The 13,427-nt window shown below is 62.1% G+C and carries 11 protein-coding genes; 8 read left to right on the top strand and 3 right to left on the bottom strand.

From position 1 onward, the window contains the following. The first annotated feature begins 78 nt into the window (after positions 1-78). The gene (locus HZ993_RS24215) at positions 79-873 is read left to right on the top strand and encodes a substrate-binding domain-containing protein (RefSeq protein ID WP_209395237.1); all 795 of its coding nucleotides are present in this window, start codon (positions 79-81) and stop codon (positions 871-873) included. 15 nt (positions 874-888) lie between these two features. Here HZ993_RS24215 and HZ993_RS24210 read toward each other — a convergent pair whose 3' ends face one another. Continuing rightward, a complete protein-coding gene (locus HZ993_RS24210) occupies positions 889-1,914 on the bottom strand; it encodes an ABC transporter substrate-binding protein (protein ID WP_209395236.1) in 1,026 nt (341 codons plus the stop codon). After that, a complete protein-coding gene (locus HZ993_RS24205) occupies positions 1,911-3,782 on the bottom strand; it encodes an SLC13 family permease (protein WP_209395235.1) in 1,872 nt (623 codons plus the stop codon). Before HZ993_RS24205 ends, HZ993_RS24210 begins: the two co-directional genes overlap by 4 nt. 158 nt (positions 3,783-3,940) lie before the next feature. On the opposite strand from HZ993_RS24205, the gene HZ993_RS24200 reads away from it, so the two are divergent. Together HZ993_RS24200 and HZ993_RS24195 are read left to right on the top strand one after the other, a co-directional pair. After that, positions 3,941-4,702, top strand: coding sequence for a GNAT family N-acetyltransferase (locus HZ993_RS24200; RefSeq protein ID WP_209395234.1), 762 nt, complete (start codon positions 3,941-3,943; stop codon positions 4,700-4,702). 30 nt (positions 4,703-4,732) lie between these two features. Then, positions 4,733-5,380, top strand: coding sequence for an ANTAR domain-containing response regulator (locus HZ993_RS24195; RefSeq protein ID WP_209395233.1), 648 nt, complete (start codon positions 4,733-4,735; stop codon positions 5,378-5,380). An 81-nt stretch (positions 5,381-5,461) separates the two neighbouring features. Here HZ993_RS24195 and HZ993_RS24190 read toward each other — a convergent pair whose 3' ends face one another. Further along, positions 5,462-5,842: a helix-turn-helix domain-containing protein gene (locus HZ993_RS24190; protein WP_209395232.1), complete on the bottom strand. Its 381-nt coding sequence runs from the start codon at positions 5,840-5,842 to the stop codon at positions 5,462-5,464. Positions 5,843-6,235: 393 nt separating this feature from the next. On the opposite strand from HZ993_RS24190, the gene HZ993_RS24185 reads away from it, so the two are divergent. From HZ993_RS24185 to HZ993_RS24165, 5 genes are all read left to right on the top strand, one after another. Beyond that, the gene (locus tag HZ993_RS24185; protein ID WP_209395231.1) at positions 6,236-7,480 is read left to right on the top strand and encodes a CmpA/NrtA family ABC transporter substrate-binding protein; all 1,245 of its coding nucleotides are present in this window, start codon (positions 6,236-6,238) and stop codon (positions 7,478-7,480) included. Between the two features lie 63 nt (positions 7,481-7,543). Beyond that, complete coding sequence (gene ntrB / locus HZ993_RS24180) at positions 7,544-8,494, top strand: nitrate ABC transporter permease (protein WP_209395230.1); 951 nt, start codon at positions 7,544-7,546, stop codon at positions 8,492-8,494. 52 nt (positions 8,495-8,546) lie between these two features. Then, positions 8,547-9,371: an ABC transporter ATP-binding protein gene (locus HZ993_RS24175; RefSeq protein ID WP_209395229.1), complete on the top strand. Its 825-nt coding sequence runs from the start codon at positions 8,547-8,549 to the stop codon at positions 9,369-9,371. Positions 9,372-9,454: 83 nt separating this feature from the next. Next, entirely contained in the window at positions 9,455-11,965 is a 2,511-nt protein-coding gene (locus tag HZ993_RS24170; protein ID WP_209395228.1) for an EAL domain-containing protein, read from the top strand. A 57-nt stretch (positions 11,966-12,022) separates the two neighbouring features. Continuing rightward, the gene (locus HZ993_RS24165) at positions 12,023-13,237 is read left to right on the top strand and encodes a NarK/NasA family nitrate transporter (protein ID WP_209395227.1); all 1,215 of its coding nucleotides are present in this window, start codon (positions 12,023-12,025) and stop codon (positions 13,235-13,237) included. Positions 13,238-13,427: the final 190 nt, after the last annotated feature.

The following is a 13,427-nucleotide window of genomic DNA, read 5'->3' as shown; positions in this document are numbered from 1 at the left end:
AGGCACGGAGTTTAGGCGCTCGCGCGTTTCCCATCCGCGTATAGTCTTTCCGTCCCCCTCGCTCTGGAGTAATCGAACATGCAACACATCCTGACGGTTTGCAGATCTCTTTCCGGGTGGTTTCTGGCAACCAGCCTCATCTTGTCAGATGGCGCGGCATGGGCGGCCGAGATCCACGTGATGACGTCCGGCGGTTTTACCGCGGCCTACAACGTGCTGGTGCCGGAGTTCGAGCGCACGACCGGCCACAAGGTCATCACGGCTTACGGGGCATCCATGGGCAACGCGCCTGACGCCATTCCCAGCCGGCTGGCGCGCAAGGAAAGGGTTGACATCGTCATACTGGCCGCGCCCGCCCTGGAAGATCTGGTCCGCCAGGGCCAGGTCGCCGCGGGCAGCCGGGTCGACCTGGTGCGTTCGTTTGTGGGCATGTCCGTGCGGGCGGGCGCCAACAAGCCAGACATCAGCACGGTCGATGCCCTTAAGCGCACCCTGCTCGACGCAAAGTCCATCGCCTACTCGGCGAGTGCTAGCGGCGTCTACATTTCGACCGAACTCTTCCAACAGTTGGGCATTGCCGACCAGGTAGCGGGCAAGGCGCGGCGTATCCTCAGCGAACGGGTGGGCGCCGTGGTGGCGCGTGGCGAGGCGGAACTGGGCTTTCAGCAGGTCAGCGAATTGCTGCCAGTGCCCGGCGTGGATTTTGTAGGACCACTGCCTGCAGAGGTCCAGCGTGTGACGGTGTTCTCCGCAGGCATTGCCACCGGCGCCCAGGAACCGGACGCGGCCAAGGCCTTGATTCAGTTTTTCACCACCGCCGCGGCTGCGCCCGTCATCAACCGCACGGGGCTGGAACCCATCACACAGCCGTGAAGTCCGCGCGTCGCATCAGGGGTAGTACAACTGCTCCAGCCGCGCCGCCTCGGCATAAATCGACGGCAATTGGATGTTGCGCGCCTGCAAAGCGGCGGCGCGCATCGCCATGCTGTGGCGTGTGTCCTGGCTGGCCAGCGGTGCCGCAGCACTGGGTTTGCCTTTGAGCCAGGCCAGTGCGTCAGTGGCGGCTACTTCCCCCATGGACTTGGCCGACGGCGCCACTCCCAGGCCACCGCCCTGTTGAACATACTCAATATCAACCCCCACAGGCAAGGGCTTGGAATGGGTCTCCATCCAGCGGATGGCGTCCGCCTCGGGCACGGTGGTAGTGACACCGGGCGCTGTGGGCAGGCTGCCGTGCGACAACACCAGCACCACATCGGCCTTGCCCTCCAGCGCGGTGATGGCCGCCTGCCAGGCTGGGAAGTCACCCAAGGTCTGCGCGCTGACCACGCTGTGCGGCCCCCAATCAAAGGCCTGCACCTGCTGCAGTTGGCCCTTGCTGGTGGGCCCGGTGTCGCCCAGCACCGTCAACCGCACAGGCTGGCCCTGTTTGACGTATTGCAGTACATCACGCAGGGTCGCCAGCGGCAGCCGTTCGGCAACACCAGTGACATTGGCCGCGCCGACATAACCGTATTCCTTGGGGTCATGGTCAATGGCGGCATAGACCAGCTTGGGGCGGTCCCGCCCCGCAAAACGGCGCACCACATATTGCTGGGCCTCGTCGTCCACGGCGATCACCACGTCGGGGTTGAACTGCTCTATGGCGCGTAGGCCCACCTTGGCTGCATCCTGGCGGTGGTCTTCGTCGGGCAGCTTGTCGATACCCAGGTAATGCCAATGTGTGGTCATGGGCTGGCGGTTTTTGTCCAGCACCTGGCGTATGCCTTCGTCCATTTTTCCGACGGTGGTGGATGTGCGGCCCGAGCTGTGCAGCACCAGGATACGCGGCTTGGAGAGATTGAACCCGCCCAGCAACAGCAGCGCGACGAGGAGAAATGCCACGGTGAGTGTGGCCAATGTTCCGTTTTTCATACCAGGCCCAGCCATTGCCAATAGGGGATAGACAGATACGCCGCCAACGGGCGCGACAGGTTCATCCAGTGGTTGTAGCGCAGAAAATCCGTGTGTTTGTAATAACGGTCCAGGCCGCTGCCCATGACCTGCAGGTACTGCGAACTCTGGTACGGCATGAACCAGATGTCGCTGAACATGGCGGTCAAAAACACCACGACCCAGGGGTTGATGAACTGCGCCTGCCCTATCGGGATCAGGATCACGGCCGCCACCACCATGCCCGCGGTGATGGGCAACACCAGGCGCAGCAGCAACGTGACCAGCAACGCCACCGGAATGAACCAGGCCATGCTGCCGCCGACAAAATCAAACATGTTGCCGGCCGAGCGTGCCAGCGCAGCGTCCAACCCCAGGTAGGTGATGGCGCGGCTCAGGCCGTCCAGGCTGAGCAGGAAAAAGATCATGGGCCAATCGATCTTCTGCTGAAAATCTTTCTTGCTCAACAGACCCATCAGCAACAAACCGATCAACAAAAACGCAGCCAGCCATGCGGGTGAAATCTGGTGCCAATCTACCGTGCCGGCCCCCACCAGAAAAAACAGGAAGCCGGTCAACGCAGCTTTCTCCGGCCGCGTGATGGCCCCCAGCAAATCCAGCTGGTGCTGAAGCCGCCCCTTGGGTAACGCGGCCTGCGTGCTGCGCCCAAAACACAGGCGCACCACCACCAGGTGCATGGCAGTGACGGTCAGCGCGGCCACTGCAGCCGCCACAAACCAGAACAAGCCCTGGAACTGCTCCTGCAATTGCACCGGCAACATACCAAAGGCCGTCAGATTGGACGACTTGCTGGTCAGCAGCATGGGTGAAAACAGCATGGCACCCGAGAACGTGGCCGCCATCAGCGCCGTGGCCGATTTGCTGTGTGCCGGCAGGTTGAGGCCATCAATCATGTCGCGGTAAAACGGCAGCACCAGCGACAGGCGCGCATTGCCCGACGGCATGATGGGTGACAGGATGTAGCCCGACAGCAGCAACGCCGCCTGGTGCCAGAACGGCGTATCGGGCAGGCGTATCAGCAGCCACAACATGAAGCGGTAGCTCAGGCCCGAGGCCGACATCACCGCTGCCAGTGCATACACACCCACCAGCGTGGTCAACGTGCGCGACGAGAACCCAGCCAGAGCAATATCGGACGGAACCAGGCCCACGATCAACACCGCAGTGATGGCCACCAGCGGCGGCACAAACTCGTCGGCCAGGTTGAACAGCCACATCAGCACCGTAGCCGACAACACGGCCACAAACAGCGAGGCCTCCACCACCAGCCCGGCCGCGCTGGCCAGAAAGTAGATCAGCGGCGGCACCAGGATCACACCCAGCCAACCCACCCACTCGCCGCGGGTCAAGGGTTTGGGCGCTGCCTTCTTGGCCTTGTCGGTGCCAGCGGGTTTGAGGAAACTCTCGCCGCCCACATACCCCATCAGCACCAGCATGGCCTTGCTGCGCAGCGTAGGTACACCGGCGGCCAGATCGGTCAGGGCCTCGCGGGGGATTTGCAGAGCACGGACCGGCGTGAGGGCCGAAACGCTGCACAGGTAGTTCTTGTTGTCGCTGGCAGCCTCTTCGCCGCATCGCATGTCGGGCAGCATGACCATGCGCCCGCTGGGAGTGGTCAGCTGCAGGCTGCCGGACTCCAGCACATAGAGGAACTTGGCCGCGCTGTCTTTTTCGTACAGCGTCTCACCCGCTGCAAACTCCACGGTGTGCAGGCCACCGAGCAGGCGCGCAAGCTGGGGGCCAGACAGGTCGGCAAACAGAACATCCCGGCGCAAAAGTGCAATGTGTTGCGCCACGTGTTCGGAGACTGCAGGTGCGGGTGGGGACATGGAATGCGCCAATTGCTATTCAATTTATAGCTACCGAAGCCCGCTTTAGGGGGGCTACAGCACGATTTGGCACCCATTAAAACACTATGGCGTTAAAAAACAAGCCGGTAAAACGGCAATGGCACAGGCACACACATGCCGCGGGCAAAATGGCACACATGCCAACCCAACACCCCACATTGACCGACACCGACATCGCCAACATCGAGCGCGCCACACTCGACGCAGTGGCCCCGCCCGCCGTTGAAGCCATCGACCACTGGCTGCTGCCCTTTGACACCTCCACCATAGGCCGCGCCAAAAGCGCCGTGCCCTTGCGCCACCACACGCTGGATGCCGCGCAGATAGCCGGTATCGAAGCCCTGTACGCCGCACGCGGTCTGCAGGCCGCGTTTCGGGTGGCAGACGTACCGGGCCTGGCCAATATCCATGCCGAACTGCAGCGCCTGGGCTACCGCGCCGACCAGCCCACCCTGGTGCAGGTGGGCACGGTGCACCAGATGCGCGCGGTCTGCCAAGCGAATCCCGCCGACACCAGCACCACCCCCACGCCCGAATGGTCGGCCATCTACCTGAGCGAGGGTTTTGACCCGGTAGACGGCGCCCACCGCATCCAGGCGCTGAGCCGCAGCCGCCACCTGGTGTATGCCAGCGTGCAAGAGGCGGGGCAGGCCGTGGCGGCGGGCACCGCATCACTCAGCCAGGGCTGGGCCAGCATCCACGGCATGCGCACAGCAGCCAATAGCCGGGGCCGCGGTTTGGCGGCACGGGTTTTGGCGGGTTTGGCCGATGCCGCGGCGCAGCAGGGCCTGGAGCGCGTCTTTCTGCAGGTGGAAGAAGGCAACCACTCCGCACTGGCCCTGTATCGCCGCGCCAGGTTTGCCACCGCATGGCGCTACCACTACTGGCGTAAACCCTGAAACTGGCGCGAATATTGCATCGCAAACACCATGCAAGAAGCCCTGCGCATTGTTGTGATTGCCCCCGACCTGGACATTGCCGACCCCGGCGACACCCAGGCGCTGGACCAGGCCGAACGCTCGCGCAGCCTGCGTATTGGGCTGCTGGAGAGTGGCTTCAACCTGATCGCGGTGCTGCCGGCCGACACCTTTTTGCACGAGCGCCTGGCCCAGCTGCAGCCCGACATCATCATCCTGGATGCCGAAAGCGAGGCGCGGGATGCGCTGGAGCATGTGGTGATGGCCACGCGTGATGCACGCCGCCCCATTGTCATGTTCACCAATGACAGCGATGCGTCGAACGCCCGCGCCGCCGTGGCAGCCGGTGTGTCGGCCTATGTCGTAGCGGGCCTGCAACCCGAACGCATACGCCCCATTCTGGACGTGGCCATGGCCCGTTTCGAGCAGGACCAGGCCCTGCGCGCAGAGTTGGCCGACGCCAAGACCGAAGTACAGGATCTGAATACCGAGCTGAAGAACCGCCGCATCATCGACCGCGCCAAGGGTCTGCTGATGCAGCGCCAAGGCCTGAGTGAACAGGCCGCTTACGAGAAGCTGCGCAAGTCCGCCATGGACAAGGGGCTCAAGGTGGTGGATGTATCCCAGCGCATGTTGGATGCGATGGATCTATTGGGATAGTTTCACCGCCGGGCCGTCCCAAGGTGAAACAGCCCCCTTGGGGGGCAGTGACCCGCGCAGCGGCGGAACGTGGGGGTCACATTAGGCTAGGTTCATGGCGCGGGCCAGCGCAAACACACTGTTCACACACAAACCCGGCATGGCCTGCGCAGGTTTGCCCCGCGACACCGCACAGTCCCGCCCATACTGGGTGATCACATAGTGGGCACAGGTGATGTTTTTGCCGGGCCCCAGGCTGGTGGTAGACCGTGTGGCCTCTACCGCACCCAAAATTTCCAGCCGCGCCAGTCGGTTGCGGGTGGAGATTTCGGGTGCGCTGACGTCATGCGCCAGCTCCCGTATCGACATCGCCCGGTTCTGCGCGGCCAGGTGGCGCAGTATTTCCAGCGATTCGGGCCATTGCTCGACCGGAACCTTGCGATTGGTGGTGTGGGCCTTGGTGGTTTCGATGGTGGAGGTCATGGAGTATTTGTCGACCAACTACCGGCATTTCTTGAGCGCAGCGCTCGTTTTGGTGCAGTGCACAAGCTTGGTGCTGACCACACCCAGCGCCGGTGCCTTTGAATGAAATTGGCCTCTAGCCCCCGTGAAATATGACTGTATTGCTATCAATATAGGACTAATTGGTCTGCACCGACCCACACCGGTGTCGAAAAAATAGCTGGCACGCTCATTGCGTATACCCATACAAGACCAAGGATGGTCGTAGACAAGCAGCACCCAACGGCGGGTACTGCGCGTCAACCCCCCGGACAAAGGCGTCCCCACCGGTACGCGGCTTTTAACCAAGCTGTGTGCCGAGTGAGGACGCCTTTTTTCGTTCCTAAATGTCAACATTTTTGAAAGCTGTTCGCCATGACTGATTTCTTGCACAACCACCTCAGCCGCCGCAAAGTGCTGCAGTCCGCCGCCCTGGGTGCCGTCGGCATCTCGCCGGCACTGCGCTCTGTTGTCTACGCCGCGGGCTCCGACGCGCCAGAGAAAACCGAGGTCAAGATTGGCTTCATCCCGCTGACCGACTGCGCCAGCGTGGTCATGGCTTCTGTGCTGGGCCTGGACAAAAAATACGGCGTCAAGATCATCCCCAGCAAGGAAGCCAGCTGGGCCGGCGTGCGCGACAAGCTGGTCAATGGTGAACTGGACTTTGCCCATTCGCTGTACGGCCTGATCTACGGCGTGCACCTGGGCATCAGCGGCCCCAAGAAAGACATGGCCGTGATGATGACGCTGAACCAGAACGGCCAGGCCATCACCCTGTCCAAAAAACTGGCCGACAAGGGCGCGGTTGACGGCGCCGGACTGGCCAAGCTGATGGCTGCCGAGAAGCGGGAATACACCTTTGCCCAGACCTTCCCCACCGGCACCCACGCCATGTGGCTTTACTACTGGCTGGCGGCCAATGGCATCAACCCCATGCAAGACGCCAAGGTCATCACCGTACCGCCACCCCAAATGGTGGCCAATATGCGGGTCGGCAATATGGATGGTTTCTGTGTGGGTGAACCCTGGAACCACCGCGCCATCATCGACGGCATCGGTGTCACGGCCACGACCACACAGGACATCTGGAAAGACCACCCCGAAAAGGTGCTGGGCACCACGGCCGAGTTTGTGAAGAAGTACCCCAACACGGCCCGCGCCGTGACGGCCGCCATCATCGAAGCCGGCCAGTGGATCGACGCCAGCCTGTCCAACAAAAACAAGATGGCCGAAACCATTGCCGACAAGAGTTATGTGAACACCGGTGTGGACGCCATCAACCAGCGCATTTTGGGCCGTTACCAGAACGGCATGGGCAAGACCTGGGACGACCCCAACCACATGAAGTTCTTCAACGAAGGTACAGTGAACTTCCCCTACCTGTCGGACGGCATGTGGTTCCTGACCCAGCACAAGCGCTGGGGCTTGCTCAAGGACCACCCCGACTACCTGGCCGTGGCCAAGCAGATCAACCAGATCGACATCTACAAGCAGGCCGCCACCGCTGCCAAGGCACCCATCCCCAAGGACGTGTTGCGTTCGGCCAAGCTGATGGACGGCGTGGTCTGGGACGGCAAGGACCCCAAGAAATACGCAGACGGTTTCAAGATCAAGGCCTGAGAACTTGCAGGACAGACCGCGGCGTAGCGGCGCTCTGTCCTCAACTGACTGAAAGGATTCCAAATGGTAAGCGCAGTTTTCCACTCACCCCTAGCCGCAGCCAGCGAGAGCATTGCTATGAAAAAAGAAGTGCCTCAGGCAACACCGACGGGGGCTACAGCCTCAAAAGCCTTAAACTCTTCCGCCCCGGCGGCAGGTGTAGCCACACCGGCCTCACCCGCCGTGCCACGCGATTGGCGGGGTGGCATCATGGCCGTGCTGGCACCGTTGATGGGCCTGGGCCTGCTGGTCGGTATCTGGGCACTGGTCAGCATCAGCACCGCCAGCAGCATCCCCAGCCCCTGGGAGACGTGGAAGCAGGCCGTGGTGCTGTTCAGCGATCCGTTCTACCGCAAGGGCCCCAACGACCAGGGCGTGGGATGGAATGTGCTGATGTCGCTGGAGCGTGTGGCCGTGGGTTTTGGCCTGGCGGCTGCGGTGGGTATACCCGCCGGTTTTGCGATTGGCCGTTTTGAGTTTCTGGGCCGTATGTTCAACCCCCTGATCAGCCTGCTGCGCCCCGTGTCACCACTGGCCTGGCTGCCGATTGGCCTCTTGGTGTTCAAGGGTGCCAACCCGGCCGCCATCTGGACCATCTTTATCTGCTCGATCTGGCCCATGGTCATTAACACCGCAGTGGGTGTGCAGCGTGTGCCGCAGGACTACATGAACGTGGCCCGCGTGCTGAACCTGAGCGAGTGGAAGATCGTCACCAAGATCCTCTTCCCCGCCGTTTTGCCCTACATGTTGACCGGTGTGCGCCTGGCGGTGGGCACCGCCTGGCTGGTCATTGTGGCGGCCGAGATGCTGACCGGTGGCGTGGGCATTGGCTTCTGGGTGTGGGACGAGTGGAACAACCTGAACGTCAAGAACATCATCATCGCGATTTTTGTGATCGGCATCGTGGGCCTGGTTCTGGAATACGCACTGATCAAGATCGCTACTGCATTTACGTTTGAAGAGGTGAAAAACTAGCAACTTTGCGGGACAGACCTTCAGCTCTGTCCTCAACTGATTAGGAAAAACCATGCAAAAGTACATAGAAATTCAAAACGTCGCCCAAACCTTCAAGACCAAAAAGGGCATGTTCCCTGCCCTGCGCGACATCAACCTGACGGTGGCTAAGGGCGAGTTTGTGACGCTCATCGGCCACAGCGGCTGCGGCAAGTCCACCCTGCTGAACCTGATCGCCGGATTGACCACACCGTCTGAGGGCACCCTCTTGTGCGCCAACCGCGAGATCGCAGGCCCCGGCCCCGAGCGTGCGGTGGTGTTCCAGAACCACTCGCTGTTGCCCTGGCTCACCTGTTTTGAAAATGTCTACCTGGGTGTCGAGCGTGTGTTTGGCGCGGCGTCCAAAAGCACCGGCGCCCCGTCGGAGAACAAAGCCCAGCTCAAGGCACGCACCGATGCCGCACTGGCCATGGTGGGCCTGACACCGGCCGCCCAAAAGCGCCCCGGCGAAATCAGCGGTGGCATGAAACAGCGCGTGGGCATTGCCCGCGCCCTGGCCATGGAACCCAAAGTGCTGCTGATGGACGAGCCCTTTGGCGCCCTGGACGCGCTGACCCGTGCCAAGCTGCAGGACGAGCTGCTGGACATCGTGGCCCGCACCCAAAGCACGGTGGTCATGGTGACCCACGATGTGGACGAGGCGGTCTTGCTCAGCGACAAGATTGTGATGCTGACCAACGGCCCCGCGGCCACCATTGGTGAAGTGCTGGCCGTAGAGCTGGAGCGCCCCCGCAACCGCGTAGCCCTGGCCGACAGTGCCCAGTACCTGGGCTACCGCAAAGCCGTCATCGACTTCCTGTACACCCGCCAGGCCCACGTCGAAAAAACCGCCGCCTGAAACAGCCGCCGGAAAATGCCGTCTGACGGGGCGTGTGCCGCGACCGGTAAAAACCGGTGGCGGCGCACGCCATAATGTCACGCATGGAGAACACCCAAGCGGGGCAACAAGAACACATGCTTTCCCACGAGCGCTGGGAGCTGATCCTGCGCGGCATGGACGCAGCACCCTGGGACTGGGACCTGCGTACCGGCGAGGTCTACTTCTCCCCCAACTGGTGGAACATGATCGGTTACGCGCCCGGCGAGCTTCCAGCCACCTCCCGCCTGATTGCCAGCCTGTGCCACCCCGAAGATGCGTCGCTCATTGACCAGACCTTCACTTCCGCACTGCAGGGTACCGGCAACATCTGGCAGATCGAATGCCACCTGCGCCACAAACAGGGCTTTTACGTGCCCATTGCGCTGCGGGCCTACATCCAGCGCGATGCACAGGGCCGGGCGCTGCGCCTCTCTGGCACCAACACCAACCTGACCGAGCGCAAACGGGTAGAAGCCAAACTACAAGACAGTGAGGCCCGTTACCGTGCGCTGGTGGAATGGTCGCCCATCGGTATTGGCATACACCAGAGCGGCCTGGTGGTCTTTGCAAACCCCGCTGCGGTCTCCATACTGGGTGCCGCCAATGAAGCCGAGTTGATAGGCCTGCCCATCAACGACCTGGTGGACCCACGCTACCGCAGCATGGTGGCCGAACGCATCACCCACAGCCTGACCAGTGGCAAACCCTTGCCGGTGCAGGTGGAAAAATTCATCCGCCGCGATGGCCGCTCCATCGACGTGGAGATCCAGGCCTGCCCCGTCACCCACCGGGGCGAGCCGGCCATTCAGGTCAATTTTGTGGACGTGACCGAACGCGAAAAAACCGAGGCCACGCTGCGCGAAAGTGAGGCCCGCTTTAGAGCGCTGACCGAACTGTCGTCCGACTGGTACTGGGAGCAGGACGAAAACTTCCGCTTCACCGTGCTGGGTGGCAAGGTGCACAACAGCACGGGCCTGACCATGGACCAGCACCTGGGCAAGGCGCGCTGGGAAATACCCTGCCTGAACCTGACCGAGGCCGATTGGGAAGCCCACCGCAAGATCCTGAACGCACGCGAATCCTTTCGCGACCTGGAAATCCGCCGCCCCGACACCGCCACCGGCGTGCACTGGGCCAGCGTCAGCGGCTCACCCATGTACGACGCCCACGGGAATTTTCGCGGCTACCACGGCATTGGGCGCGATATTTCCCTGCAAAAACAGGCCGGAGACGAAATCCACCGCCTGGCCTTTTACGATGCACTGACCGGCCTGCCCAACCGGCGCCTGCTGCTGGAGCAGCTCAAGCGCGCCCTGCACACCAATGCCCGCCACCACATGCATGGCGCCCTGCTCTTCATCGACCTGGACAACTTCAAGACCCTGAACGACACCCTGGGCCACGATGTGGGTGACCTGCTGCTGCAACAGGTGGCCCAGCGCCTGACCGCCTGCGTGCGCGAGTCTGATACGGTGGCCCGCCTGGGCGGGGACGAGTTTGTACTGGTGCTGGAAGACCTGGAGACCGAAACCCACGCCGCCGCCCTGCAGGCCGACAGCGTGGGCAAGAAGATACTGGTCACACTGAACCAGCCCTACGATCTGGACGGGCGCGAACACCACAGCTCACCCAGCATGGGCATTACGCTGTTTGACGCGCACAGCAGCAGTGTGGACGACCTGCTCAAACAGGCCGACCTGGCCATGTACCAAGCCAAGGCCGCGGGTCGCAACACGCTGCGCTTTTTTGACCCCAGCATGCAGACCGAGCTGGAAAGCTGGGTCGCCATGGAGTTTGACCTGCGCGATGGCCTGCAAGGCGGCGAAGAGCTGGTGTTGTACTTTCAGCCCACCGTGGGCGCCACCGGCAAGGTCACCGGGGCCGAGGCCCTGGTCCGTTGGCAACAACCCCTGCGCGGCCTGGTGATGCCCGAGAGTTTTATCGCACTGGCCGAGTCCACGGGCCTGATCGTGCCACTGGGCCGTTGGGTCATGGGTATGGCCTGCCAACAGCTCGCCACCTGGGCGCTTTTACCTAACACCGAAAACCTGAGCCTGGCCGTGAACGTGAGTGCGCGTGAGCTGCGCGAGCCTGGTTTTGTTCCCGATGTACTGAAGCTGCTGGAGCAGTGGAATGTGCGGCCCAACCTGCTGCGCATCGAACTGACCGAGAGTGTGCTGGCCGACCGGGCAGACGACATCATCGGCAAGATGAAAGAGCTCAAGGCCCACGGCGTGGGCTTCTCGCTGGACGATTTTGGTACCGGCTACTCGTCGCTGAGCTACCTCAAGCAGCTGCCGCTGGACCTGCTCAAGATCGACCGGTCCTTTGTGCGCGACGTGCTCAACGACCCCAACGATGCCGCCATTGCACGCACCATCGTGGCGCTTGGCACCACTTTGGGCCTCAATGTGGTGGCCGAAGGGGTGGAAACATTGGCCCAACGCGACTTTTTGGCCAGCATAGGGTGCTACGCCTACCAGGGCTTTTTGTTTGGCAACCCGGTGCCCATAGAGGAGTTCAGCCAGTTTTTGACACCGCACACCAGCAGTGCGCACCAATTGGAGGACTAGCTGGCACGGGTTTCGCTTTGGTGCATGGGTTAACCCCATTATTAGGAACTGTGCACCATGTCGGGATTTGGTAGTTTTCTGAAGAGCGGCCACGCGCCCACGCTCTACGCCTCCTTTTTGTACTTCGCGTTTTCGTGCTGCATTTGGGTGCTCAACGGCGCCATGGCGCCCTTTATTTCGGAGACCTTTAACCTCAGCCCCGCCGAAAAGGGGCTCATGCTGTCCATCCCCATCATTGCCGGGGCGCTGATGCGTTTTCCGCTGGGCCTGCTGTCACAGTACATTGGCCGCAAAAATGCCACGCTGGTCGAGATGGGCCTGATCATGGTGGCCATGCTGTTTGGCTTCTTCTTTGTGAAGAGTTTTAACGACCTGCTGGCCATGGGTGTGCTGCTGGGTATTGCTGGCGCCAGTTTTGGCGTGGCGCTGTCGCTGGGTTCGGGATCGTTCCCACCCCGGCACAAGGGCCTGGCCATGGGCTTGGTGGGCGCGGGCAATGTGGGCACGGCGGTATCGGTGCTGATTGCCCCCCCGCTGGCCCAGGCCTATGGCTGGGTGGCGGTGTATGGCTTTGCCGCCATTGCCATCAGCATCCCCATGGTGGTGATGGTGATTTTTGCCAAAGAGCCCGACGACCGCGATGCCCACGCCTCCTTCAAGGAACACATTGCCTGCCTGTTTGAGAAAGACGGCTGGGCCTTCAGCCTGATCTACGCAGTGACCTTTGGCGGCTTCATCGGCCTGTGCACGTTCCTGCCCACCTACTACTACGACCAGTTTGGCGTCAGCAAGGTCCAGGCCGGACAGCTGACCATGCTGGCCGCCTTCATGGGCGCCGCGGTACGGGTGTTGGGTGGCTGGATATCGGACCGCTGGGGCGGCGTCAACACGCTAAATGTGGTGCTGTGCACGGTCACCATCACCCTGGTGCTGTGTGGCCTGTCCACCGGCTCACTGGCCGTGACCACGCTCTTGGTGATTGTGTGTTTTGCGGCCCTGGGCGCGGGCAATGGCGCCGTGTTCCAACTGGTGCCCCTGCGCTGGCCCATGTCCACCGCCGTGGCCGGCTCCATGATCGGCGAGATCGGCGCCCTGGGCGGTGGCCTGGTACCCAATGCGATGGGCTTGTCCAAGCAGTATGTGGGCAGTTATTCGGGTGGCTTCTTCGTGTTCGCCGGTTTGGCCGTGGCCATGCTGGTGATGCTGCGGGTGATGCAGATTCGGTGGACTAGGACGTGGGCTGAAAAGGGTGGGCGGGCGCGCAGTGCGTGATTGGAGAGGTCGATAAAGCGCGCAACGCTTGGCCGCTTTTTCGGTGGAGGCCACTAGACCCGCTCAGAGCCAGTGTTAGGTGATGTTCTGTACTGGCAGATAAGTGCACATACGCGGCGGTGACTTGGCGGCGCTCAGGGCTTGCCGTGCTCCTGGGTGCCCTGGCAGGAACCTGCGCAGCCGACTTGCC

Source organism: Rhodoferax sp. AJA081-3 (assembly GCF_017798165.1).
GTDB lineage: Bacteria > Pseudomonadota > Gammaproteobacteria > Burkholderiales > Burkholderiaceae_C > Allorhodoferax.
Note: the sequence above shows the minus strand (reverse complement) of the source record. Positions and strands in the feature narration are given on the sequence as shown.